Here is a 23,396-nt window from a genome sequence, read left to right as displayed (position 1 = left end):
GTCAGGTCACCCCGAGGGTGACGGCGAGTTGGATGATCGTGCCCGGGGCGTGCGGGTCGCGGGCCACCTGGGCGAGCGCCTCGCGGACGGCCGGGCGGTGGCGTACCTCTGCCGGCGCCATCCGCTCGGCGTCGACCAACGCGCGGCCCGCGTTGACCGGGTCGCCGCCCTGGAGGTAGGCACGGGCGGCATCGACCAGGTGCGCTGCCCGGTGTTCCACCGGTAGCCACCGCCAGGCGTCCCGCTTCGTCACTTTCTCGTGCCAGGCCACCGCCTCGCCCGCGTCGCCCAGGTCGAGGGCTGCGGCGGCACGGGCCAGGTCGACCGCCGTCGGCCCGAACCCCGTCCGGTGATGATCGTGGCCCTCGCCCACCCGCGCGGCCATGCCGGCGGCCTCGTCGAGGAGTTCGACCGTGGCGTGGTCGTCGCCCAGGCGGGCCGCCGCCAGAGCGGCCTGCACCAGCAACGTCCCGCACAACGACAACGCGCCGGGCGGACTGTCCTCCGGATCCGGTGGGGCGATCCGGTACGCGGCGGCCAGCGTCGCCGACTGCGCCGTCCGCGCCCGCCCCGCAGCGCGGAACACCTGGCCGAGCTGCACCGTGGCGGCGGCGACCAGCATGGGATCGCCGGTCGCGACGGCCATGGCCCTGTCGGCGGCCAGCCAGCCCAGCTCGGCCTCGCCAAGCTTCACCAGCAGCGACGCGGCCAACCGGTACACCTCCACCAGCAGCGGGCGACCCCACCCGGGATCGTCGGCGACGGCACGCTGCATCCCGGCGAGCAGTTCCGGCACCACGGCGACCACCTGCGGATACCGGGCATGCTGGAACATGACCCACGCATGCTCGACATCCCGTTCCAACCGGTCCGCGGGCAGCACCACGCCGCGCGCCGCCGGCCGCCCCAGAGCAATGACGTACGCCGAGAGGGCCTCCCGGATCCGCTCGACCCCTTCGACCCGTCCGGCCGTCAGCGAGGGTTGAACGTCCCGGCCGAGCAGGACGGCGGTGTCGATCCGTAGGGCAGTGGCGATGTTCCGCAGCGTCGACACCCTGTCCAGCGCCCGGACGCCCCGCTCGACCTTGTCGACCCAGGACTTGGACTTGCCGAGCCGATCGGCGAACACCTGCTGCGACAACCCCCGCCGCCTCCGCCAGTACGCCACCCGCCGGCCAATCGGCAGCAGTTCACTGCTGTCCACGCCGCCACCGCCGATCCGGCACCGCCCGGGTCGTCTCCTCGGCCGGTACCCGTTCCGCCTCGGCCTGGTCGAGAATCCGTTGCCGCGCCGCCTCGCGCTCCGCCGCCTGGATCTGCTCGCCTCGGCCCTCCCGGTCGGGTTCGCGTCGCGCCGTCACGACCAGCACCCCGCGCGGTACTCCCCGGCGAGGGCCAGCAACGGCCGTGCCGGCAGGTAGGGCACCTTGGCCACGCCTATCGCCCGGTACGCCGCCGTCCGCTTCGGATCGCTGGTCGAGGGGCCGAGGCGGTCAAGTGGGCTCGCCCGACGGCGCGTGAACGGCCAGGGCCTCCGCAGCAGCAGACCGGGGCGCGTCGGGTTCTTCGCATGCCGAGCCATCGGACCTCCGAAACGTAATTCCTTCCAAGCAGAGAGTGACAAAATTCATTTGAGAAGTCTAGGCTTCCGTGGAAATTTTCCATGGAAGATCGAGTATCGCCCCGCGTTCCTTGATCTCGGAGGTGGAGAGGGAAACACTGGCGGTGTTCGCAATCCTGGAGGTAGACGTGGCGAGGGCAAGCGGCCCGACGATCGCGCGATGGCAGCTCGGCCGGGAGTTGCACCGGCTCCGCGAGGCGGCCGGTGTCTCGCATAAGGAGATCGCAACCGAGCTGGGCTGTTCGGAGTCGAAGATCTACAAGATCGAATCAGGGGTGGTCGGCGTCAGCCGGTCTGACGTGATCGTCATGCTTACCCGGTACGGCGTTAGCGACGACCGGATACGGCAAACCGCCCTCGACCTCCAGCGCCAGGGCAAGGAACGCGGTTGGTGGGCGAAGTTCGGCCAGCTTCCGAACCCCTACAGCATGTACATCGGATTGGAGTCCGCAGCGACCGCAGTACGGAACTTCGAGCTGGCCGTTGTGCCGGGGTTACTCCAGACCGAGGCATACGCCTACGCAATCACCAGCGCCGCATGGCCGGGTCAGAGCGAGGAAGCACGCCGCCGGGTCGAGGTGCGCATGACCAGGCAGGCTTGCCTGACCGAAGATCCGCCGCTGAAGTTCTGGGGAATCGTGGACGAGGGCGTGCTGCGTCGTGAGACCGGCGGCCCGGACGTCATGCGTGGCCAGCTTCGCCATCTCATCGAGATGAGCGACCAGCCGAACATCGAGCTTCAGGTGCTGCCGTTCAGCGAGGGGTGGCACCCCGGCACTGTGGGTTCCTTCTCGATTCTGGAGTTTCCCGAGGACATCCACAGCCCAGTCGTGTACGTGGTGAGCCAGGCGGGAGACGCCTATCTCGAACGCGAGGATGACTTGCGGCGCGTCACGCTTACCTATACTCACCTGCACGCGGCAGCGTTGAGTGTCACCAAGTCCCGCGACCTGATCGCTGCCATCGCCAAGGACATGACGTAGGGAGAGTCGCGGCAATGGACCGGTCACGCGCCGTGTGGCGAAAGAGCAGCCGAAGCGACGCCAACGGCCAGTGTGTCGAGGTGGCGGACCTCCGCGACGGGGTGGCCGTCCGAGACAGCAAGGACAAGGCCGGACCCGTGCTGTCCTTCGACACTCAGGGCTGGAGCGTCTTCATCCACTCCCTCAAGAGCAACTGACGCTGCCCTCGTACCCACTGTGACAGTGACCTGCCCCGACCCCGTCTCGGAGGCCGGGGCACGCTGATTTCCCCGCCTGGTCGAGGTTCGGTGGTGGACTGACCGAGAAGGCTCTACGGGAGTGCGGAGCCTCAGCAGCGCCTGGGATGCAGCAACAGGACCGTTTTCGTCAAAATCCTGCGAAATGCCAGCGGTGATTGCGCCTGGCCTGCGGTAGCGTGCACATGTGCTTATCAGGTTCGAGGCCAGCAACTACCGGTCGATCGCCGAGGGTGTCGAGTTGTCGATGGTGGCGGTGGACCGCGACCGCGAGGCAGCCCGGGACGCACCCCACCTCGGCGAGAGTCTGCTGACCCGAGCCGCGATCTACGGGCCGAACGCGTCCGGCAAGTCGAACGTCGTCGGTGCGCTCGCCTGGCTGCGTGACGCGGTCGAAGACTCACTTCGCCTGTGGGAGGACGAGATTCCGCTGGAGCCTTTCGCCTTCGGCTCGGGGTCGGCCGAGTCCAGCGAATTCGTCATAGAAACCACGGTTGACGGCGTGCGCTTCGAGTACATCGTCGAACTCGACGCCCGCCACATCATCTATGAGGGGCTTTTCCACTATCCCGAGAAGAAGCGTCGCCGGATCTTTGAGCGAGAAGGTTCCGAGCTTAAGCTTCAGCGTGGTCTGGGCGCACTGTCCGGCACTCGCGAGTTGCTGACGGAACGGACACTCGCCCTGTCCGGCGCGCGACGTTTCGACGAACCGCTCGTCACGAATTTCGCCAGGGATATCCTGCGCATTCAGGTACTTGGCCAACTGCCGCGCCGAGGCCGTTCAGGAGTGTTCTACAACAGGTATAGGCCGCGATATTCCGGCAGGGCTGACACGACCCGGTGGTTCGATGGCCCAGAGAATGACCAGCCATTACTGTTCTCCCTCTCCAGCGAGGGAGAGATTGTCCTCGGCGACGAGCGAAAAGAATGGTCGACCCTCAGCAGACGGCAACAGGCATTGGCGCTGCTACGCCTTGCCGACCTGGGTATCGAAGATGTCGTCATCGACAGGCAGGAAGTTCTCTCCAGCACCGGCGAGACCATGACCCAACGCCGCCTACGTCTTCTGCACAGGTCCGGAAACGACTCCGCACCGCTCGATTTCTCTGCTGAATCGGAAGGAACGAGAACGTGGTTCGGCCTTATCGGGGCGGTGTTGACAGCACTACAGGCAGGGTCGATCGTCATCTTTGACGAGTTGGACGCGAGTCTGCACCCGACGTTGTCCGCAGAACTACTGCGGGTCTTCCAGAGCCCGGTCACCAACCCCCACGGGGCTCAGCTCATCTTCACCTCACATGACACCAGCCTGCTCAACCACCTGAACCGGGACGAGGTCTGGCTCACGGAGAAGCGGCTCGACGGCTCCACCCGGCTCGGCGCGCTCGCCGAGTTCGCCGGTGAGCGGGTGCGAAAATCGCAGAACCTCGAAAGTGCCTACCTGCACGGCCGGTTCGGCGCGCTCCCCCAGGTTGACCAGACAGAGTTCCTGCGGGCGCTCGGCCTGATCGGCTGAGGAATACGATGAGGCCACGCCGCCGGGAGACGAAATCCCTCAAGCGCACTGTCGCTCGACGTCCAGAGTTGCGCACGGTCGTCGTATTCTGCGAGGGCAAGAACTCCGAGCCCGATTACATCAACGGGCTGAAAAATCTTCCCGAAATCGCGGACAACACCGCCCTGAACCTCGAAATCCACCCCGAACAGGGCGTCCCGCTCACACTTGTGCAGATGGCGGCCGAACGTCTGGCCGACCCGGAGGTGGACGAATGCTGGTGCATCTTCGATGTGGAATGGCCGAAGAACCACCCTAACCTGCTTCGCGCCAAGCAGCTCGCTCAGGGCAAGGGTGTCAGGCTGGTGATCTCGAATCCGTGCTTTGAGCTGTGGCTCATTCTGCATCACCGTGGGTACACCCGGTTCATCAGCACGGCCGAAGCAGAAAGTTTGAGCCGCAGCCTTGACGGCCGCGCTGGAAAAAGTATCGACAGCAGCGTCTACCTGCCGCTGCGAAAGCAGGCGGCCCGCCGTGCCGAGCAACTAGAAAAGCGTCACGAGAACAATGACACCATTTTTCCCGACGACAACCCGTCCTCCGGCATGCATCACCTGCTAAGGGCGCTCAGCGCAATTTAGGCGAGAACTGCGAGTGCTGAGGCAAGCGGCCGGGCCACCGGCCAGCTCGACGACGCACAGCGCTGCTGGCAGCAAGCACTCCAGATCCGCAACCCGCTCGGTGATTCTCACGCAGACGCCGTCCGCTGCCTCGTCGCACAACCCGTCAGCTCCGGCGAAACGGTGCCGACCAGATCCAACCCGTGAGGGGGCCCGAGCGGACGGCGCATCGGATCGCACGCACTTCACACGCAGAAGGCTCCCGGCTGCGCGTACGGGCCGCACGCCGGCCTCGGAGCGCGGCCCGTGGGGATCGGCGTCGGGCCCTCGGCCCCTACCACCAAGCCCTCCCCATTGCGGGTGGCGTTCCGTCGACGCGCCGCAGGGCCCTTACAGGGAGGCGCGGGCGGAGAAGGCGATGCTCGCGAGCAGGAAGCCGCCGTTGACGATGGTGAACGCCACGATCACCCAGAAGACCAGCGCGGGGGCGATCATCAGCACCAGCCCGGCCACGAAGACCACCGCGCCGTAGTCGCGGACCAGCTTCACGAGGCGTACGGGCAGCGAGGTCGAGGTGACCATGCTGGCCGCGTTCGGGCCGGACTGCATCACCGACGTCACCAGGTTGACCATCCAGGTGCCGGCGAAGGTCGCCACCAGCCAGGTCGGCGTCGACGGCTCCTGTGCCACGGCGGTGGCTGCCAGGGCGGCCACCAGGGCGATCTGCGCGGCCACGTCGCAGAGCACGTCGACGCGGGCGCCGGCCGCGCTGCCCTGGCCGGTCACCCGGGCGAGCTGCCCGTCGGCGCAGTCCAGGGAGTACGCGACCTGCCAGCCGATCAGGGCGAGCAGGCCGACCACCCAGGCCGGTACGTCCCCGTCGGCGACCGGCCCGGCGAGCGCCACCACGGTGACGGAGGTGGCCAGCCCGAGCACCAGGTTGGTGATGGTCAGCGCGGTCGGGCGCAGCCCGACGCGTTGCGCGACCAGCGCGAAGACGGCCCCCAGCCACTGGCTGATCGACTCGCTGAACAGGCCGCCGCCCCGGTTCACCCGGTGGAAGTCGGCGACGGTGGGACGGGGGTCAGCCAAGCTGGTCGCGGATTGCACCGGCGTAGTCTGCCAGCCGCTCCCGCGTCTCGGTAGGCGACAAGGCCAGGTGCTCGAGGATCGTGTACCGGTCCGGTCGGGTACGCGGAGCGAACTGCACCGCCTCGATGAACTGGTCGTCGGTGAGCGTCACCTCGGCGGGGAGTCGGGGCAGGCCGTGCCGGGCGAGGCAGGCCGACATCTCCCCGAAGCGGCGCAGGTCTCCGCGCAGCCAGGTGCAGAATAGCGCACCCAGCCCGGCCAGCTCGCCGTGCGAGGCGGTGCCGGGAAAGAGCGCGTCGACCGCGTGCATGATCTCGTGGCAGCCGCCGCTGGCCGGTCGGCTGCTGCCGCAGACCGCCATCGCCAGGCCGCTGGAGATCAGCGCCTCGGCCAGCACGGTGACGAAGGCGTCGTCGGTCATGTCGCCCGGGTGGTTGAGCACCGCCTCGGCGCCCGCCCGGGCCAGCGAGGCGGCCAGCCCGTCGACCGGCTCACCGCGTACCTGCCGGGCGAGTTCCCAGTCGGCCAGGGCGCTGATGTTGCTGATCACGTCGCCGATGCCGGCCCGGTTGTGCCGGTCCGGGCCGCTCTCCACGAAGTCCAGGTCGACGATCACCGCGATGGGGATGTGCACTCCGTAGGAGCCCTTGATCCCTTCGGTGATGAGGCTGGCCACCGGGGAGGCGATACCGTCGTTGGCGAGGCTGGTCGCCACCGACACCATCGGAAGCCCTCGGCGGGTGGCCGCGTACTTGGCCACGTCGATCGTCTTGCCGCCGCCGATCCCGACCACCGCGTCGTACGACCGGGCGCGAAGTTTGCCGCCGAGGTCGTCGGCGGCGTCCAGGGTCGCCCCGGCGACCGTGAACACGTCGGCCGTCCGCAGCGACGGTCGGATCAGCTCCGCGATCTGCGCGCCCTGACCCGGACCGACCACCACCGCGACGTCGCCCCCGGAGGAGATCCGCCCGTCGGCCAGGATCGCGCCCAGGTCGGCGACCGCCCCGCGTCGCACGTCGATGTGCAGCGGGGTGAGGACGCTCCGAGCTAGTAGCGGCACGCGATCTCCCGCGCGCGGGCCAGGTCGGCGTGGTTGTCGACCTCGACCCAGGGGACGTCGCCGATCGGCGCCGCCCGCACCTCCCCGCCCCGGTCGGCGAACTCCTGGTAGCCGTCCTCGTAGTAGAGGTTCGGGTCCCGCCGCCAGGTCGCCTCCAGCGCGTCCGCGAGCGCGTCGGCGACCTGCGGCTCGATCAGCGTCGCGCCGATGTACTCCCCGTACGCCTCGCCCGGGTCCATGATCTTGGTGATCCGGGTGAGCTGGCCGGCGGCGTCGAAGGTGGTCTTCATCTCCTCCTCGGCCAGCGGCTTGAGGGTGTCCACCGCGAGCAGGATGCCCGGGCCACGCTCGGCCAGCAGGGTCTTCTCGATGCTCACCGGGTGCACGGTGTCCCCGTTGACCAGCAGCACCCCGCGCGCGAAGTACTCCCGGGCCAGCCAGAGGGAGTAGGCGTTGTTCCACTCCTCGGCCTTGTCGTTGTGCACCAGGGTGAGCGTGACGCCGTACTTCTTCTCCAGGTCCGCCTGGCGGGAGACGACCGCGTCCGCCGCGTAGCCGACCACGATCACGATGTCGGTGAGCCCGACCTCGGCCAGGTTGCCCAGCGCGATGTCCAGGATCGTCGTCTCGCCGTCCACCGGCACCAACGCCTTGGGCAGGGTGTCGGTGTACGGGCGCAGCCGTCGTCCCGCTCCGGCCGCGAGCACCATTCCGATCATCGCGACATCCTCCCTCGTCCTGCTCCCCGTCACCGGTGGAGGATAGCGCCGGCCGGCCGTGCCGCTCCGGCCAACCGGGTCAGCCGGGCAGCGCCGCCAGGTCGGCGAGCATGGTCAGCCGCTCCTGGGCGTCGAGCGCGGCGTACGGGCCGGCGGCCCGGCGGTCGGTCTCCAGCTCGATGGCGAGCCGCTCGGGGCCGGCGGGCAGGGCGGCGACGCTGGACGCGGTGTGTCCGGCGGCCGTCCAGGCGGCGGCGTGCGCGTCGGCCCGGTGGTAGCGCAGCGTGCCGAGCCGGTTGAGCAGCAGCACGCCGGGCGGGGTGCCGTACGGCTCGTGCGGGGGTGCCAGCGCCGCGAACGCCGACCCGTTCCGGTCGCCCTCGGTGTCGGCCAGCACCAGGGCGTACGTCAGCAGCCGGCCGAGCGCCGCCACGAGCCGGGTGACCCGTTCGTCGTGCCCGGCCCACAGCTCTTCGGTGACCTCGGCGTGCACCTGGTACAGCTCGGTGAGGAAGGCGGTGCCCCGCTCGGTGGCGGAGAGCGCCCCGTCCGGGCGGCGGTGGAGCATGCCGTACGCCACCTGCTTGTCCACGGCCCGGCGGACCGTGACCGGGTCGGCGTAGCGGGTGATCGCCGCGAAACCCGGCCCGTCGACGGTGCCGCCCGGCGCGGCGAGCCGGGTGCGCAGGTCCACCAGGAAGCCGTTCGCCGTCGGCCCGCCGTACCGCTGGCTCAGCTCGGCCCCGCCACCGTCGCGGCCGGCCAGCATGCCGGCGCGGAACGTCCGGTCCACGGCCGGGGCGAGCAGCCCGGCGATCCGGTGCGGCGCCAGCTCGACGGTGTTCACCGATCGATCGACCGCAGGACGGCGAAGCCCTCCTCCGCGATCCGCCGGATCAGGCCGTCGTTGACGTCGCGGTTCTCGTCCAGCACGGTCACCTCGTGCTCGGCCAGCCAGCGGTACTCGGTGTGCTTGCCCGCCTCCAGCGTCGGGTGGTCGAGGTCGCCGTCCACCCGGACCAGGAAGTCGTACTCGATGCGGGCCAGGCCGTCGTCGCCGACGTAGTGGTATTCGCCGACCTGGCCGAGGACGTCGGAGACGAGCCACCCGGTCTCCTCGGTGACCTCCCGGCGCAGCGCCTCGTCGATCTCCTCGCCCGGTTCCAGATGGCCGCCGACGACGTCCCAGCAATTGGGAAACAGGCGTCGCTGGGGTGAGCGGCGCTGGAAGAAGATTCGGCCGTCGTGGTCGACGATCAGCGCGCCGGCGCAGCGCAGGGGCTCGGTGGACACGCTTCGACAGTAGCGAGCGGCCCGGCATCGCGACGATGCCCGGTCTTGTCCCGGAAACATCCACCGACGACCATGTGCGTACCGAATGCCACGGTCCCAAAGGAGTGATGCGTGATGCAGGTACGGGAAGCGATGTCCAGCCAGGTCCTCGTCGTCGGTCCGGAGCACACGCTGCGTCAGGCGGCCCGGATGATGTCGGCCCGCGGTGTCGGGTCGGCGGTCGTGATCGACCCCGAGTCCGAGGGAATCGGCATCATGACCGAACGCGACGTGTTGAAGGCCATCGGCGCCGGCCTCGACTGCGACACCGAACGCACCGGCGCCCACCTGACCTGGGACGTGGTCTACGCGGGGCCGGAGTGGACGGTCGCCGAGGCCGCCGCCGCGATGGCCCGCGGCGGCTTCCGGCACCTGGTGGTGCTCGACGGCCGGGAGGTGGCCGGCGTGATTTCGGTCCGGGACATCATGCGGGTCTGGGCGGAGAGCCAGGTGGCCGCCACGACCTGACCCGCGCAGGTGTGCCAGGCCGGATCGACGGGTAAGGATCCCTCGCGGGCGCGGAGATGCCGTGGCCCGCGGGGGAGGGCCCGATGCGCGACGCGGAGCGCCTGGTCGAGCAGCAGTACGCGATGCTTCTGCGGCGGGACGTCGCCCGGCTGCCGGACCTGTACGCCCCGGAGGCGTTCTACGCCATGCCGGGTGTCACGGTCCGGCCGATCGAGCTGCCCGCGCTGCTGCGCACCTGGACGGGCGCTTTCGCGGACCTGCGGGTCGACCCGTTGGGCGTGGTGCGCACGTCCGGCGGCGCGGCCGTGGAGCTGCGCCTCAGCGGCACCCACACCGGCACCCTGCACTCGCCGTACGGCACCGTCGCCCCGACCGGCCGGTCGGTGAGCTGGGAGGTTGCCGACGTGGTCCGGGCACGCCGGGGTCGGATCGTCGCGTGGCGCTCCTACTTCGACTGGAGCCAGCTCCTCGACGCGCTCGGCGTGCAGTTTGAGGGCCTTTCCCGGGCGACGCAGCACGACTCGCTCGCACTTCCGGTCTGATCTGCCGTCGACCGGCCGACCCGGGTCACCCGTCCCGGTGGCTCAGGATGCGGACATCGCCGTGCCGTCCGCGCGTCCCCCGCCGCCGCCCGTACGCTCAATATCCATGACCGCCGAGCAGCTGATCTCCTTTGCCCGTGGGGCGCCCTCGCTGGACATCGTCGATGTCGAGGGGCTCAAGGCCGCCGCCGTACGCGCCTTCGACGCCGACCCCGCGGGGGTCACGGCGTACGGCACCTCCGTCGGTTACCTACCGCTGCGAAAGTGGATCGCCGAGAAGCACGGGGTGGAAGCCAACCAGGTGCTGGTCACCAACGGCTCGCTCCAGGCCGACGCCTTCCTCTTCGACCACCTGGTCCGTCCCGGCGACGCGGTGGTGGTCGAGCGTCCGACGTACGACCGCACGCTGCTCAACCTTCAGCGGATGGGCAGTGAGCTGCACGGCATCTCGGTCCAGCCGGACGGTCTGGACACCGCCGAGCTGCGCAAGCTGCTGGAGTCCGGGGTCCGCCCCCGGCTCGCGCACGTCATCCCGAACTACCAGAACCCGGCCGGCATGACCCTGTCGCTGGAGAAGCGCCGCGAACTGCTCGACCTGGCCGCCGAGTACGAGTTCACGATCTTCGAGGACGACCCGTACGCGGACATCCGCTTCCGCGGCGAGGCGCTGCCGTCGATGCTCTCGCTGGACACCCGCAACGTGGTCGTGCACGCGTCGAGCTTCACCAAGACCGTCTGCCCGGGCGTGCGGGTCGGCTATCTGGTCGGTCCGGCGGATCTGATCGCCGACATCGCCAAGAACGCGACGAGCCTCTACATCTCGCCCGGCATGGTGTCGCAGGCGATCGTGCACCAGTTCTGCGTCTCCGGCGACATCGACCGCTCGATCGAGACCGTTCGGGCGGCGCTGGGCGAACGCGCCCGGGTGCTGGCCGAGTCGCTGCGCCGGCACCTGCCGCAGGCGCGGTTCGTGGAGCCCGACGGCGGCTACTTCCTGTGGGTGGAGTTCCCCGAGGACGTGCTGGTGGACCGGCTCGCCCCGGCGGCGGCCGAGCGTGGTGTCGCGGTGGTCAAGGGCAGCGACTTCGTTCTCGACGGTGGGCGGCACGCCCTGCGGCTGGCCTTCTCGGCCGTGACGGCCGACAAGATCGACGAGGGTGTCCGGCGGCTCGCGGCGGCCGTCGAGGCTGTCCGGAGCTGATTTCTGTCGGGTTCCCGACAGAACGACAATGCCGGCCGTCCCGGGACTCCCCAGCGGGCGGCCGGCGGCTCACAATGCTGCGAGCGTCACCCGTCAGGTGTAGCGGGGGTCACCCCGCCGCCACCTCGGGCACGCGTGCAGCACAACCCCCGCCCCCACGGGCGCCGGGTGGGCCGTGTCGTCCTTCACCCCCCGATGCGGCCCGGCCCGCCCGGCGCCGCACCCGCGACCGCCGTCACACCTGCCGGTGGCGACCACCGGCGTAGCCTGCAAGCCGCAGGCGAGCGCGGGGAGGTGTCGCGATGACGGATCGGGCAGAGCGGGGCCGGACGGTCCCGCTGAACACGTCCCGGGTGCTGCGACCCCGGGCCTGGCCGTCCCCGGTCCGGGCGGTGACCAGGATGCTCAACGCCGACGGATCGCCGCCCACTCCGGCCCCCACCGGCGCCGGCCGCAGCGGGGTGGTCGACTGCGCGCTCTACATCGACGGCAAGCGGCAGCCCGGCGACTGGAACTACGCGGACGCGTTGGAGGCGGCACGCCGGGAGGAGCACGGCTTCGTCTGGATCGGGCTGCACCAGCCGGAGCTGGCCGAGATGTCCGCCATCGCGGAGACGTACGGCCTGCACGAGCTGGCCGTCGAGGACGCGGTGAAGGCCGAGCAGCGGCCCAAGCTGGAGCGGTTCAACGACGTCAGCTTCCTGGCGCTGCGCACCGCCCGGTACTGCGAGCACACCGAGTTGACCGAGACCTCCGAGGTCGTGGAGACCGGTCAGGTGATGCTCTTCATCGGCCCGAACTTCCTGATCAGCGTCCGGCACGGGGACGCCTGCCGGCTCTCCCCGGTCCGCGCCGACCTGGAGACCAAGCAGGAGTTGCTGCTCCAGGGCCCGTGGGCGGTGGCGTACGGCGTGACCGACCGGGTGGTCGACCTCTATCTGGAGGTGGCCGAGCAGCTTGAGGACGACCTGGATCAGCTTGAGGCCGAGGTCTTCGACCGCAACAGCCACGGCCGGATTCAGCGGATCTACCAGATGAAGCGGGAGCTGGTGGAGTTCAAGCGGGCGGTGATCCCGTTGCAGCGGCCGCTGATGAACCTGACCTCCCAGGTCAACCGCGATGTGCCCAAGGAGATCCGGCGGTACTTCCGGGACGTGCAGGACCACCTGAGCCGCACCGTCGAGCAGGTGAACTCGTACGACGACCTGCTGAACTCGATCCTGCAGGCGCGGCTGGCCCAGGTCACCGTCGACCAGAACAACGACATGCGCAAGATCGCCGCGTGGGCGGCCATCGCCGCGGTCTGGACCTCCATCGCCGGCGTCGAGGGCATGAACTTCGACAACATGCCCGAGCTGAAGATGACGTACGGCTATCCGGTGGCCCTGGCTCTGATGCTCGCTGTCTCCCTGGCCCTTTACCGCTGGTTCCGCCGCAACGGCTGGCTCTGACCCGCGACGGCGCGGGCCGGCGCGAAAGGCTCTGAGACGCGAAAGCGCCGGCGAGCGGGGAAACCCGCGTCGCCGGCGCTCGCTGCGCTGCTGTGTCCGGGGTCAGCGGCGGCCGTTGGTGCGGGCGGTGTCCTTGCCCAGGGCCTTGGTGAGGTCGTCGGTCGGTCGCCCGGAGACGTCCGTGGCGCCCTCGGCGACCGACGGGACCTTGCCGGTCGGGCGGACACTGGTCGGCGTGGCCGTGCCGGTGGTGCTGGCGCTGTCGCCGCCGGCCACCGCCGAGCTGCCGGCGCCGGTCATCCCGGCCATGGCGGACCCGTCGGTCCCCTTGGTCGCGCCCGGCGCGGCCGGCGTCTGCACCTCGATCGACTCGACCTCGTCGCGCATCGGCTCCAGGGTGCGGGTCGGGTCGTACTCCGCCCACTCCTGCTGCTCCCGGCGGCGACGTAGGGCGACCGCACCGGCCAGGCCGGCGATGGCGCCCGCGGCCAGCAGGCCGGTCATCATCGAGCCGCGACGGCGCGGCTGCTTCTTCTTACCGGTGATCCGCATGGTCTTCGACTTGGCCTTCCTGGTCAGCGGCCCTGCCTGCGTGGCGCCGTCCCGGGCCGCCGCCGCCAGCGGTGCCAGCGTGGTGAGTGTGGTTCCCCAGCCGGTCGACGCGCGGTCGCGCACCTTCACCGCGGCCGGCCCGACGTAGCCCCGGGCCACCTGGACCCGCGGACCGACGGTCGCGCCCGCGCCCTTGGCCGCGTGGTTGGCTGCCTGCATCAGGTGGCTGATGCTCTGGTTCAGCTCTGCCTTGGCGAGCTGGCCCTGGGACTGACGCCGCCCGAATCCAAACACGGTCCTACCTCCTGGGAGTTGTTCCTTCGTCATCCTCCACCTTCGGATGCCTCCGCACTGCCAGATCGGGCACATGGGAGGATCCGCATGGAACTGACCAACGAGTGAGGAGTACCCGTGGCCGAGGCTGTCTACGCCACCCTGCACACCAACGCTGGCCCGATCCGGCTGGAGCTCTTCGGAAACCACGCTCCGAAGACGGTCCGCAACTTCGTCGACCTGGCCGAGGGCAACCGGGAGTACACCGACCCGCGCACCGGTCAGCCGGGCAGCGGGCCGTACTACGACGGCACCATTTCGCACCGCGTGATCAGCGGTTTCATGGTCCAGATGGGCGACCCGACCGGCACCGGCCGGGGTGGGCCGGGCTACAAGTTCGCCGACGAGTTCCACCCGGAGCTGCGCTTCGACCGGCCGTACCTGCTGGCGATGGCGAACGCCGGACCGGGCACCAACGGTTCGCAGTTCTTCATCACGGTGTCCCCGACGCCGCACCTCAACAACCGGCACACCATCTTCGGCCAGGTCGCCGACGAGGAGTCGGTGAAGGTCGTCGACTCGATCGCGAACACCCCGACCGGCCCGAGCGACCGTCCGCTGCAGGACGTCGTCATCGAGCGGGTCGAGATCGAGCGGTCTGCCGCCTGACGAACCCGCGAGGTACCTTTGCTCGCATGATTGAGCGCTCCGGAGCACCGCGCCGGCCAGCGTCGGTGAGCCGCGCGATGGCGGACGGAGGATCGGCCCGGTGAGCGAGTCCCCGCCGACCACCCCGGTCTGCTATCGGCACCCTGGTCGGGAGACCTACGTCCGGTGCACCCGCTGCGACCGGCCCATCTGTCCGGAGTGCATGCGGGAGGCGTCCGTCGGGCACCAGTGCCCGGAGTGCGTCAACGAGGGACGTCGCACCGTCCGGCCGGCACGTACCGCCTTCGGTGGTGGTACGGCCGGCCGGCACGGCTACGTCACCAAGGGCATCATCGCCCTGAACGTGCTGGTCATGCTGCTGTCCATCGCCTCCGACCGGGGCGGGGACGCGGCCCTGGGCGGCTCCGGCTTCGGCGGGCTGATGGGCGGCGGCACCCCGCTGACCAACTGGGGTTCCGTGCTCGGGCTGGCGGTCCTCCCCGACGGCACGCTCGGCGGCATCGCCGAGGGCCAGTGGTATCGGCTGGTCACCGCGATGTTCCTGCACTACGGCGTGATCCACCTGTTGCTCAACATGTGGGTGCTGTGGGTGCTGGGCCGGTCGCTGGAGGCCAACCTCGGGCCGCTGCGCTTCGGCGCGCTCTATCTGGTCGCGGGCCTCGGTGGCAACGTGGCCGCCTACCTGTTCAGCGCCCAGAACGCGCCCACCGCCGGTGCGTCGACCGCCGTCTACGGTCTCTTCGCCGCGCTGCTCATCATCGAGCGCAAGCTGGGCCGGGACATCTCCCGGATCATCCCCATCCTGGTGATCAACCTGGTGTTCACGTTGACCGTGCCGGGCATCTCCATCCCCGGGCACCTCGGCGGCCTGGTGGTCGGCGGGGCGATGGCGGCGGTGCTCGCGTACGCGCCACGTGGTCGGCGCACGCTGGTGCAGGCCGTGGGCGGCGCGATCATCCTGCTGATCCTGCTCGGCCTGGTCCTGTTCCGCACCGCGCAACTGCTGAGCTGACGGCTCAGGGGTGCCGCCGGGCGGCGAGCAGCTCGGCGGCCACCTCCTCCGGGGTGGTCCCCAGGTCGTACCTGCCGAACAGGTGCAGCGACTCGCCCGCGTCGATCTCCAGGACCTCGCCGCTCACCCCCCACCGCTGCCGGCGGTCCACGGTGATCGCCTCGACCGTCGGCCAGGGCAGCAGCCGCCGGCCGGCGAAGCCGTGGATGACTGTGAGCCCCGCCGGATCGACCGCCAACCGGACCGGCGCCACCAGGTCCCGGACCGCCCAGGCGGCCAGCGCGGCGGCGGCCACACCGGCCACGACCAGCCGTATCGGATCGCCGTCGGCGAAGAGCAGACCGAGGGCGACCAGCAGGACCGCGCCAGCCAGCTTCGCCACCGGCAGGTTCGTCGGCACCCGCCACTGCCGCGCCGGGGAGATCTCGTCCACCCGCCCAGCATGCCAGCGGTCGGCGGCTGTCGGGAGTCGCGGCGGCTCGCCCCGCGGGCGGACCACGGGTCCACGGACGACGTAGGATCGGGGCAGCCCAAGTTACCGGGGAGTAAACATGAGTGACGCGGTCATCGTCGGCGCGGTGCGCACCCCGGTCGGGCGGCGCAAGGGCAGCCTGGCCGGTGTCCACCCGGTCGACCTGTCGGCGCACGTGCTGCGCGCCCTGGCCGAGCGCACCGGCCTGGACCCGGCGCAGGTCGACGACGTCTTCTGGGGCTGCGTGTCGCAGGTCGGCGAGCAGTCGTGGAACATCGCCCGCAACGCGGTGCTCGCCGCCGGCTGGCCCGAGACGGTGCCCGGCACCACGCTGGACCGGCAGTGCGGCTCCAGCCAGCAGGCCCTGCACTTCGCCGCCGCGACAGTCCTCTCCGGCCAGGCCGACCTGGTGGTCGCCGGCGGGGTGGAGTCGATGACCCGGGTGCCGATGGGCTCCAGTGTGGCGGGCGGCATGCCGTTCAGCGACCAGCTCCGCGCCCGCTACCGGGGTGTCGAGGGCTTCGCCGACGACGCGCCGCTGCCGTTCAACCAGGGCGTCGGGGCCGAGCTGATCGCCCGCCGGTGGCGCCTCTCGCGTACGCAGCTCGACGAGTTCGCGCTGGCCAGCCACGAGAAGGCAGCCGCCGCGCAGGACGCCGGGGCGTTCGACCCGGAGCTGTCCCCGGTGCCGCTCGCCGATGGTGGCAAGTTCACGGCCGACGAGGGCATCCGCCGGGTTACCTCGCTGGACAAGCTCGGCGAACTGCCCACCCCGTTCCGCGCCGACGGCGTGGTCACCGCCGGGTCCGCGTCCCAGATCTCCGACGGCGCCGCCGCGCTCGCGGTGACCACGTCCGAGTGGGCCAGCCGGCACGGTCTGCGCCCGCTGGCCCGCATCCACACCGCAGTGGTCGCGGCCGACGACCCGGTCACCATGCTCACCGCGCCCATCCCGGCCACCGCGAAGGCGCTGCGCCGCGCGGGGCTGGGCATCGAGGAGATCGGGGTGTACGAGGTGAACGAGGCGTTCGCCCCGGTGCCGCTGGCCTGGCTCGCGGAGACCGAGGCCGACCCGGAGCGGCTCAACCCGCGCGGTGGCGCGATCGCCCTCGGGCACCCGCTCGGCGGCTCCGGCGCCCGGATCATGACCACGATGCTTCAGCACATGCGGGACAACGGGCTCCGCTACGGCCTGCAGACCATGTGCGAGGGCGGCGGCATGGCCAACGCCACGATCGTCGAGCTGGTCTGACCTCGCCGCTCGCGGCCAGCCGAGGAGCACCTCGGGAAATGGTCTCGCCCCGCGTCGGGCACGCCGCCTAGGGTGCCATCGTGACGACGATTCCCGACGAGCGCGCCCCCGACTGGTCCAGCGTGCAGTGGCAGGAGCAGGCCCGATCCTGGGTGGACGAGCAGCTGAGTCGGGCTGGCCGGCGGGTCACCGGGCCGGTGGAGCCCCGCGTCCGGCCGTGGTCGCTGGTCTGGCGGGTGCCGACCGACGGCGGGCCGGTCTGGTTCAAGGCCAACAACCGGGGCACGACCCACGAGGCGGTCCTGATCGCGACGCTGGCCGGGCTGGCGCCCGAGCGGGTGCTGGCCCCGATCGGGGTGGACCGGGAGCGGGGCTGGGCGCTGCTTCCCGACGGCGGCGAGTCACTGCGTGACGTGCTGGGCCGCGACCCCGACCTGGCGCACTGGGAGCGGGCGCTGCCCGGGTACGCGGCACTCCAACTCGCCACCGCGCCACGCGCCGACGAACTGGTCGCCCTCGGCGTACCGGACCACCGCCCGGAGGTGCTGCCCGGACTACTCGCCGAACTACTCGACGATCGCGAGTCCCTGCGCGTCGGCGCGGAGGGCGGGCTCGCCGTCCCGACGTACGAGCGGCTGCGGGCGGAGCTTCCGGCGTACGCGCAGCGGTGTCGCCGGCTCGCGGACATCGGCATCCCGGCCACCGTGCAGCACGACGACCTGCACGACGGAAACGTCTTCGCCGGCCCGGCCGGGTACCGCTACTTCGACTGGGGCGACGCCTCGGTGGCGCACCCGTTCGGCACGCTGCTGGTGACCCTGCGCTCCATCCGGTACGCCACCGCGTTGTCGGCGGACGACGCCAGCCTGGCCCGGCTGCGCGACGGTTACCTGGAGGCGTGGACCGATCGTTATGACCGCCGTACCCTCGTCGAGGCCGCCGACCTGGCCATGAACCTGGGCGCGGTGAGCCGGTCGCTCTCCTGGCGGCGGGCCCTGGACACGGCCGACCCGGCCCGCGCGGAGTACGCCGAGGCGGTGCCCGGATGGCTCGCCGAGCTGTTCGCCGCCACCCCACTTCAGCCCGAACACTGACCGACATCCGTCCGGGTCGGAAGTCGGACAGGCGGTGCGACGTGCCGCGTGGAACTTCCAAAATTCCGACGTGACCCACATCACCGGTGCCGGGGAGGTCGTTGGGCAGGTCATGGACGTCTTCTCCCGAACGTTCCTCCCGGCCGCCACCGAGGCCGGCCTGGCCGTACAGACCGTGAGTCGGCACATGCCGGTCTTCCGCCGCTGCGTCGGCTCGGGTGACGCCACCATCCTGGTCACCCGTTGCAGCCGCCCCGACCGCCCGGTCACCGGCGACTACCTGTTGCTACTCACTCACCGCCGACTGGTGGTGACCCAGCAGACGAGGCTCCTGCACCGGCTGCGCCTGCACCTCAACACCGAGCTGCGCGAGCTGAGCAACGTCACCTGGAGCCCGGACCCCCGGCTGGGGTCGGTCGAGCTGGCCGCCACCGCGATCGACGGGATCCGCGAGCGGTTCCTCATCCGCACCAGCCACCCGAAGCAGGTGTGGCAGCTCGACGCGCTGCTCAACCACGCGTTCCGGACCCGTCTGCGGGCACCCCGCGAGCGGATCGTCGCCACCATCGGTGACACGCCGGCCGCCGTCCGACCCAGCGTGTTCCGCCCCGCCGTGGCGCGCTGACGCCCGGCGGGCCGGTCGCCCTTCACGTCTCCTTTACCGAACTCGAACACGCACCGATCGCGCCGAGCCGACCGGGTCGGCAATCATGGGCCGGTGACCCTCGAACCCCCGCACCGCGGGCTCGTCCTCGTGGTCGAGGACGAGCCGGCCATCGCCGACCTGGTCCGGCTCTACCTCACCCGCGACGGGTTCGGCGTTCACCTCGAACGCGACGGCGAGGCCGGCCTGAGCGCCGCCCGCCGGCTGCGCCCGGTCGCCTGCGTCCTGGACATCGCCCTGCCCGGTCTCCCCGGCACCGAGATCTGCCGCCGGTTGCGCGAGGCCGGTGACTGGACGCCTGTCATCTTCCTCACCGCCCGCGACGACGAGGTGGACCGGATCGTCGGCCTGGAGCTGGGCGCCGACGACTACGTCACGAAGCCGTTCAGCCCGCGCGAGTTGGTCGCCCGGGTACGCGCGGTGCTGCGCCGCGCCGCCGGTGGCCCCGAGGGCGCGGAACGACCGCGCATCGTCGGCCCGGTGACCCTCGACCCGGCCCGACGGACGGTCACCGCCGCCGGCGTACCGGTGCAGCTCACCTCCACCGAGTTCGACCTGCTGGCGCATCTCATGGCCCGGCCCGGCCGGGTCTTCACCCGGGAGGAGCTGCTGGCCGGCGTCTGGGGCTACGCCGCGCACGCGGGAACCCGCACGGTGGACGTGCACGTCGCCCAGGTGCGGGCGAAGCTCGGCCCGGCAAGCGTCATCCGTACCCACCGGGGCGTGGGGTACGCGGTCGATGCCTGAGCAGCCCGTGCGCTCCGAGTCGCCGACCATGGCGCTGCCGGTGGTCGGCGCCCGCCCGCCGGCCGCACCCCGGCGCAGGCGGCTCGGCCGGACGCTGACCGCCCGCGCGGTTCTGGTCACCTGCGCGGTGGCACTGGTGTCGGTGCTCGTCACGGCCATCGTCGCGGTGCCACTGGCGATCCGCGGCGCGGAGCGACGCGACCAGCAGGCGCTCGCCGCGCAGGCCCGACTCGCCGCCGAGGTGTTGCGCACCCGACTGGACCGGGGTCGCACCGCCGACGAGGAGCGGCTCATCCAGCAACTGCGTGACCAGGGCATCGACGCGTACCTGATCCGGCGCGGGACCGCCGACCGGTCGGGCCTGCCGGCCCGCGTGGTGCAGCGGATCGGGCAGGGCCGCAACGTGTCGGCCCGCCGCCCGGTCAACGGCCACCGCGCCCTGGTGGAGGGCCGGGCGCTGCCCGGCGGCAACGGGGTGGTGCTGTCCCGCGCCACGTCGAACGGCCTGTGGGCGCAGGTGCTGCTCAGCCTCTGGTTGCCGCTGCTGGCCGGGTTGGCCGCCGGCGTGGTGGCCGGCCTCCTGCTGGCCCGCCGCCTGGCCCGACCGATCCGCGTCGCGGCCACCGCCGCCGCCCGACTGCGCGCCGGAGACCGTGCCGTCCGGGTGCCGGTCGAACCGCCGGACGAGGTCGCCGACCTGGCCGAGGCGCTGAACGGCCTGGCCGCGGCCCTGACCACCAGCGAGGGCCGGCAGCGCGAGTTCCTGCTCTCCGTCTCGCACGAGCTGCGGACCCCGCTGACCGCGATCCGGGGGTACGCCGAGGCGCTGGCCGACGGCGTCATCGACGCGGACGACGCCGCCGGCACCGGCCGGACCATGCTGGCCGAGGCCCAGCACCTGGACCGGCTGATCGGCGATCTGCTGGCGCTGGCCCGGCTGGAGGCCGCCGACTTTCCGCTGGAACCGGTGCCGGTCGACCTGACCCGGCTGGCCGCCGAGGCCGAGCCGACCTGGTCGGGTCGGTGCGCCGCGGTGGGTGTGTCGTTCCGCGTGGAGACGCCCGGTCAGCCGGTGTCCGCGTACACCGATCCGGGTCGGATCCGACAGGTGCTGGACGGATTGCTGGAGAACGCGCTGCGGGTCGTACCCCCGGGGGCGCCGGTGGTGCTCGCGGTCCGGCCGGTCGGTGCGGACCCGGCGGCCGGCGGTGTGCTGGAGGTCCGCGACGGCGGACCCGGCTTCACCGACGACGACCTGGCGGTGGCGTTCGAGCGGGGGGCGTTGCACGAGCGCTACCGAGGGGTGCGCAAGGTGGGCAGCGGGCTGGGGCTGGCACTCGCCGCCGGGCTGGTCCGCCGGCTGGGCGGCGAGATCGTCGCGGGCCACGCGCCCGAGGGCGGCGCCGCCTTCACGGTCCGGCTGCCCGGTGATCCTTACCTGACCCGAACATCGGCCTGACGGTCCACTCGTCCTCGCGGGGAAGGCTGAGGGCTCCACGGACGAGAGGGAGAGTCATGCCACGTTGGGGATTCGTCACCGGCACCACGGCGCTGCTCGCGGCGGTCGCGCTCGGCGTCAGCGGCTGCGGCGCGGCCGAGGTGGCCAGCCAGCCCGCGCGGGACGCCGCGGTCGAGGTCGCCGCCGCGATGGGTGTGGAGGGCCAGGCGCTGACCGCGATGGGCTTCGACGCCACCGACCTGGACGTGCAGACCGTCGCCGCCCCGGCCACCCCGACGCCGGGCGCCTCCCCGACGGCTCGGGACAAGGACCGGCAGAAGCGCGGCGAGGAGTGGCGCAAGCGCCACCAGGCCCGCGTGCAGCTGCGCAAGAACACCCTGCACGGCGAGGCGGTGGTGCAGACCAAGGACAACGGTACGCAGACGGTCGCCGTGCAGCGCGGCGAGGTGACCGCCATCGACGGCGACTCGATGACCGTCAAGTCCACCGACGGTTTCACGATGACCTGGACCTTCGGCGACGACCTGCGGGTCGTCGAGCGGCGCGCGACGGTGCAGCCGAGCGAGGTCAAGGTCGGCGCGAAGCTCGGCGTCGCCGGTGCGAAGGACGGCGACAAGGGAGTCGCCCGGCTCATCCTCATCCCGCGCGACAAGTGAGCGACGGGCCCCCGGGTGTACGCCCGGGGGCCCGTCACTGTCTCAGTAGACGCGGGAGCCGATGAAGTCGTCGTGACCGTAGCCGACCGGGTTGGCGAAGCTGCGCGACTCGTACGACCACTGCTGGCGGGTGCTGCTGGAGCAGGTGGCCAACCGCAACCGGGGGGTGCCCAGCCACGGGTTGTCGAACGCCACGCAGAGGTTGCTGGCGCTCGCCGGCTTGAGCTGGTTGCCGGCGAACACGAACTGCTGGGCGGCGGTGCCGTTGCAGTCGTAGACGTTGACCGCGGTGCCGGCGGTCATCGAGCTGTTGGAGACGTCCAGGCACCGGTCGTGGGACAGCTCCGAGTGCAGCGAGCGCCGGGCGGAGTCGTACCAAAAGCCCTGGTTACGACCGCCGTGACAGGTGTACGGCTGCTGGGGGGTGCCGTTGCGGGAGTCGTACCCCTTGCCGTCGACGCAGGTGCCGGTGGCGAGGTTGCGCAGTTGCTTGAACTCCAGCAGGCCCGGGTAGAGCACACCACTGCCGGTGCTGGCCGGGTCGACGCAGCTGGCCCGCTGCTGCCCGGAGTTCCAGAACTGCGTGATGCACTGGGCGAACATGCCGTGCCCGCGGGCGTTGGGGTGGAACGACTGCCGGGCGGCGTTCTCGTCCCAGATTCCCACCTCGATGTAGAGCCCGCGAACCGAGGTGTTGTCGGTGCACGCCTCGTGGCCGTGGAAGAGCCGGCTCGCGTCGAGGTAGCGGGTGCCGGTGTTCGCCGCGGCGGTTCGCAGCGCCGACTCGAACAGCGGCACCGCCTTGTTCCGGGCGAACGCGGCGTCGGCGAGGTAGAGCAGGCAACCGCCGGAGTACCAGCCGGGGAAGTTCGGGTTGTCCTCGACGTCGGGGCTGCCCGGGCTCGGGTAGGACATCAGCACCAGCTCGTAGTCCGAGCGCAGGTAGCCGGCGTTGGTCATGGTCTGCCGGATGTCGTTGAGCGCGTCGGTCACGGCCTGGCGGCTGCCGTCGGTGCGGATCGTCCACTGGTCGGTGTAGGTGGGGTAGCAGGCGCCCTGGAAGAAGACCCGGCGTAGGGCGCAGTCGGTGGCGACCGGCCCGAACTGGATGGTGCCGTCGCCGTTCGCGCCGACCACCACCCAGATCAGCTTGACGTGCGTGTTGCGCGCCTTGATCCCGAGGTAGTCGCCCTGGTTCAGCTCGTTGTGCTGCGTCGGGCCACCGGCGATGAGGTTCCACGGCGTGGCGCCGGAGCAGGCGAGGTTGTACTGGGCGTCCGACGGGATGCCGGTGCGGAACACCGCCTGGTCGTATGAGCGGTCGCACCAGTTGTCGGCCTGATGGGTGCCGGGGACATAGTTGCCGACGCCCTCGCCGGAGATCTCGCTGTCGCCCATGGTGATCAGTGCGGTGCGGCGTTGCTCGATCGGGCGGATCGCGGGGCTGCCGTAGAGGGCGGTCGCCTCGGCGGCCCGGATGGCCTCCAGGTTGGCCGGGAGTGGTGCAACGGCGGGTCGGTCGGCGGCGGTGGCGGGGGCGGCCGGTCCGGCGAGCATCGGCAGGACGAGAGCGGCGACGGCGACGGTGGTGGCCCGTCGTCGGGTCGCGCGTTTGGGCCTGGCGGGGGTGGCAGGCATCGACACACTCCTTTCGGCTCAATCGTGGGAGGTCGATTGAGTTACCAGACGGTAACGTGCGGATCAACAGATGTGAATGCGCCTCGGA

General features: G+C 71.1%; 27 protein-coding genes. 16 read left to right on the top strand and 11 right to left on the bottom strand.

Going from position 1 to position 23,396, the window contains the following annotated elements:
- Position 1: 1 nt before the first annotated feature.
- The 3 genes from ACFYPH_RS09840 to ACFYPH_RS09830 are packed head-to-tail and all read right to left on the bottom strand — an operon-like array spanning position 2 to position 1,582.
- Positions 2-1,204 (bottom strand): helix-turn-helix domain-containing protein, encoded by a 1,203-nt coding sequence (locus tag ACFYPH_RS09840; protein ID WP_387180678.1) that lies wholly within the window; start codon positions 1,202-1,204, stop codon positions 2-4.
- Positions 1,191-1,361: a hypothetical protein gene (locus tag ACFYPH_RS09835; RefSeq protein WP_387180675.1), complete on the bottom strand. Its 171-nt coding sequence runs from the start codon at positions 1,359-1,361 to the stop codon at positions 1,191-1,193. Before ACFYPH_RS09835 ends, ACFYPH_RS09840 begins: the two co-directional genes overlap by 14 nt.
- The gene (locus ACFYPH_RS09830) at positions 1,358-1,582 is read right to left on the bottom strand and encodes a hypothetical protein (RefSeq protein WP_387180672.1); all 225 of its coding nucleotides are present in this window, start codon (positions 1,580-1,582) and stop codon (positions 1,358-1,360) included. Before ACFYPH_RS09830 ends, ACFYPH_RS09835 begins: the two co-directional genes overlap by 4 nt.
- A gap of 143 nt (positions 1,583-1,725) precedes the next feature.
- Here ACFYPH_RS09830 and ACFYPH_RS09825 point away from each other — a divergent pair, with 143 nt between their 5' ends.
- The 4 genes from ACFYPH_RS09825 to ACFYPH_RS09810 all read left to right on the top strand — a co-directional run bounded on the left by ACFYPH_RS09825 (position 1,726) and on the right by ACFYPH_RS09810 (position 4,976).
- Positions 1,726-2,604, top strand: coding sequence for a helix-turn-helix domain-containing protein (locus tag ACFYPH_RS09825; protein WP_387180669.1), 879 nt, complete (start codon positions 1,726-1,728; stop codon positions 2,602-2,604).
- Positions 2,605-2,618: 14 nt separating this feature from the next.
- Positions 2,619-2,801 (top strand): DUF397 domain-containing protein, encoded by a 183-nt coding sequence (locus tag ACFYPH_RS09820; protein WP_387180666.1) that lies wholly within the window; start codon positions 2,619-2,621, stop codon positions 2,799-2,801.
- Positions 2,802-3,027: 226 nt separating this feature from the next.
- Positions 3,028-4,356, top strand: a complete 1,329-nt coding sequence (locus tag ACFYPH_RS09815) for an ATP/GTP-binding protein (RefSeq protein ID WP_387180663.1) — start codon at positions 3,028-3,030, stop codon at positions 4,354-4,356.
- Positions 4,357-4,424: 68 nt separating this feature from the next.
- Entirely contained in the window at positions 4,425-4,976 is a 552-nt protein-coding gene (locus ACFYPH_RS09810) for an RloB family protein (protein WP_387180660.1), read from the top strand.
- A gap of 369 nt (positions 4,977-5,345) precedes the next feature.
- On the opposite strand, the gene ACFYPH_RS09805 is transcribed toward ACFYPH_RS09810, so the two are convergent.
- The 5 genes from ACFYPH_RS09805 to ACFYPH_RS09785 form a co-directional block, all read right to left on the bottom strand.
- Positions 5,346-6,065, bottom strand: coding sequence for a CDP-alcohol phosphatidyltransferase family protein (locus ACFYPH_RS09805; RefSeq protein WP_387180657.1), 720 nt, complete (start codon positions 6,063-6,065; stop codon positions 5,346-5,348).
- Positions 6,040-7,107 (bottom strand): iron-containing alcohol dehydrogenase family protein, encoded by a 1,068-nt coding sequence (locus ACFYPH_RS09800; protein WP_387180654.1) that lies wholly within the window; start codon positions 7,105-7,107, stop codon positions 6,040-6,042. Before ACFYPH_RS09800 ends, ACFYPH_RS09805 begins: the two co-directional genes overlap by 26 nt.
- Positions 7,095-7,826 (bottom strand): phosphocholine cytidylyltransferase family protein, encoded by a 732-nt coding sequence (locus ACFYPH_RS09795; protein ID WP_354969783.1) that lies wholly within the window; start codon positions 7,824-7,826, stop codon positions 7,095-7,097. The genes ACFYPH_RS09800 and ACFYPH_RS09795 overlap by 13 nt, the downstream gene beginning before the upstream one ends.
- Positions 7,827-7,905: 79 nt before the next feature.
- Positions 7,906-8,673: a hypothetical protein gene (locus tag ACFYPH_RS09790; protein ID WP_387180650.1), complete on the bottom strand. Its 768-nt coding sequence runs from the start codon at positions 8,671-8,673 to the stop codon at positions 7,906-7,908.
- Complete coding sequence (locus ACFYPH_RS09785) at positions 8,670-9,119, bottom strand: NUDIX hydrolase (protein ID WP_387180647.1); 450 nt, start codon at positions 9,117-9,119, stop codon at positions 8,670-8,672. The genes ACFYPH_RS09790 and ACFYPH_RS09785 overlap by 4 nt, the downstream gene beginning before the upstream one ends.
- Positions 9,120-9,233: 114 nt before the next feature.
- Here ACFYPH_RS09785 and ACFYPH_RS09780 point away from each other — a divergent pair, with 114 nt between their 5' ends.
- The 4 genes from ACFYPH_RS09780 (at position 9,234) to corA (ending at position 12,820) form a co-directional block, all read left to right on the top strand.
- A complete protein-coding gene (locus tag ACFYPH_RS09780; RefSeq protein WP_234582610.1) occupies positions 9,234-9,626 on the top strand; it encodes a cyclic nucleotide-binding/CBS domain-containing protein in 393 nt (130 codons plus the stop codon).
- Between the two features lie 83 nt (positions 9,627-9,709).
- Positions 9,710-10,168 (top strand): ester cyclase, encoded by a 459-nt coding sequence (locus ACFYPH_RS09775; protein ID WP_387180643.1) that lies wholly within the window; start codon positions 9,710-9,712, stop codon positions 10,166-10,168.
- A gap of 106 nt (positions 10,169-10,274) precedes the next feature.
- Entirely contained in the window at positions 10,275-11,369 is a 1,095-nt protein-coding gene (locus tag ACFYPH_RS09770) for a PLP-dependent aminotransferase family protein (RefSeq protein WP_355063471.1), read from the top strand.
- 302 nt (positions 11,370-11,671) lie between these two features.
- Positions 11,672-12,820, top strand: a complete 1,149-nt coding sequence (gene corA / locus ACFYPH_RS09765; RefSeq protein ID WP_354857309.1) for a magnesium/cobalt transporter CorA — start codon at positions 11,672-11,674, stop codon at positions 12,818-12,820.
- Between the two features lie 102 nt (positions 12,821-12,922).
- On the opposite strand, the gene ACFYPH_RS09760 is transcribed toward corA, so the two are convergent.
- On the bottom strand, positions 12,923-13,699 hold the full coding sequence (locus tag ACFYPH_RS09760; protein ID WP_354857307.1) for a hypothetical protein: 777 nt from the start codon (positions 13,697-13,699) through the stop codon (positions 12,923-12,925).
- A gap of 84 nt (positions 13,700-13,783) precedes the next feature.
- On the opposite strand from ACFYPH_RS09760, the gene ACFYPH_RS09755 reads away from it, so the two are divergent.
- Together ACFYPH_RS09755 and ACFYPH_RS09750 are read left to right on the top strand one after the other, a co-directional pair.
- Complete coding sequence (locus ACFYPH_RS09755; RefSeq protein WP_354857306.1) at positions 13,784-14,314, top strand: peptidylprolyl isomerase; 531 nt, start codon at positions 13,784-13,786, stop codon at positions 14,312-14,314.
- Between the two features lie 100 nt (positions 14,315-14,414).
- The gene (locus ACFYPH_RS09750) at positions 14,415-15,326 is read left to right on the top strand and encodes a rhomboid family intramembrane serine protease (RefSeq protein ID WP_387180637.1); all 912 of its coding nucleotides are present in this window, start codon (positions 14,415-14,417) and stop codon (positions 15,324-15,326) included.
- Positions 15,327-15,330: 4 nt separating this feature from the next.
- Here the strand turns inward: ACFYPH_RS09750 and ACFYPH_RS09745 are convergent, their stop codons facing one another.
- The gene (locus ACFYPH_RS09745) at positions 15,331-15,759 is read right to left on the bottom strand and encodes a PH domain-containing protein (RefSeq protein WP_387180634.1); all 429 of its coding nucleotides are present in this window, start codon (positions 15,757-15,759) and stop codon (positions 15,331-15,333) included.
- A gap of 118 nt (positions 15,760-15,877) precedes the next feature.
- On the opposite strand from ACFYPH_RS09745, the gene ACFYPH_RS09740 reads away from it, so the two are divergent.
- From ACFYPH_RS09740 to ACFYPH_RS09715, 6 genes are all read left to right on the top strand, one after another.
- Complete coding sequence (locus ACFYPH_RS09740; protein WP_387180631.1) at positions 15,878-17,050, top strand: thiolase family protein; 1,173 nt, start codon at positions 15,878-15,880, stop codon at positions 17,048-17,050.
- An 80-nt stretch (positions 17,051-17,130) separates the two neighbouring features.
- Entirely contained in the window at positions 17,131-18,144 is a 1,014-nt protein-coding gene (locus ACFYPH_RS09735) for an aminoglycoside phosphotransferase family protein (protein WP_354857298.1), read from the top strand.
- A 112-nt stretch (positions 18,145-18,256) separates the two neighbouring features.
- Positions 18,257-18,769 (top strand): hypothetical protein, encoded by a 513-nt coding sequence (locus tag ACFYPH_RS09730; RefSeq protein WP_354857365.1) that lies wholly within the window; start codon positions 18,257-18,259, stop codon positions 18,767-18,769.
- Positions 18,770-18,862: 93 nt separating this feature from the next.
- On the top strand, positions 18,863-19,555 hold the full coding sequence (locus ACFYPH_RS09725; protein ID WP_354857295.1) for a response regulator transcription factor: 693 nt from the start codon (positions 18,863-18,865) through the stop codon (positions 19,553-19,555).
- Positions 19,548-21,014: a histidine kinase dimerization/phospho-acceptor domain-containing protein gene (locus tag ACFYPH_RS09720; protein ID WP_355063483.1), complete on the top strand. Its 1,467-nt coding sequence runs from the start codon at positions 19,548-19,550 to the stop codon at positions 21,012-21,014. The genes ACFYPH_RS09725 and ACFYPH_RS09720 overlap by 8 nt, the downstream gene beginning before the upstream one ends.
- Before the next feature lie 56 nt (positions 21,015-21,070).
- Positions 21,071-21,670 carry a hypothetical protein gene (locus ACFYPH_RS09715; protein WP_354857291.1) on the top strand — a complete coding sequence of 200 codons (600 nt, stop codon included), beginning with the start codon at positions 21,071-21,073 and terminating at the stop codon, positions 21,668-21,670.
- 42 nt (positions 21,671-21,712) lie between these two features.
- Here the strand turns inward: ACFYPH_RS09715 and ACFYPH_RS09710 are convergent, their stop codons facing one another.
- Complete coding sequence (locus ACFYPH_RS09710) at positions 21,713-23,308, bottom strand: ricin-type beta-trefoil lectin domain protein (RefSeq protein WP_387180627.1); 1,596 nt, start codon at positions 23,306-23,308, stop codon at positions 21,713-21,715.
- Positions 23,309-23,396: the final 88 nt, after the last annotated feature.

It is taken from the genome of Micromonospora sp. NPDC005252 (assembly GCF_042872475.1).
Lineage (GTDB): Bacteria > Actinomycetota > Actinomycetes > Mycobacteriales > Micromonosporaceae > Micromonospora.
Note: the sequence above shows the minus strand (reverse complement) of the source record. Positions and strands in the feature narration are given on the sequence as shown.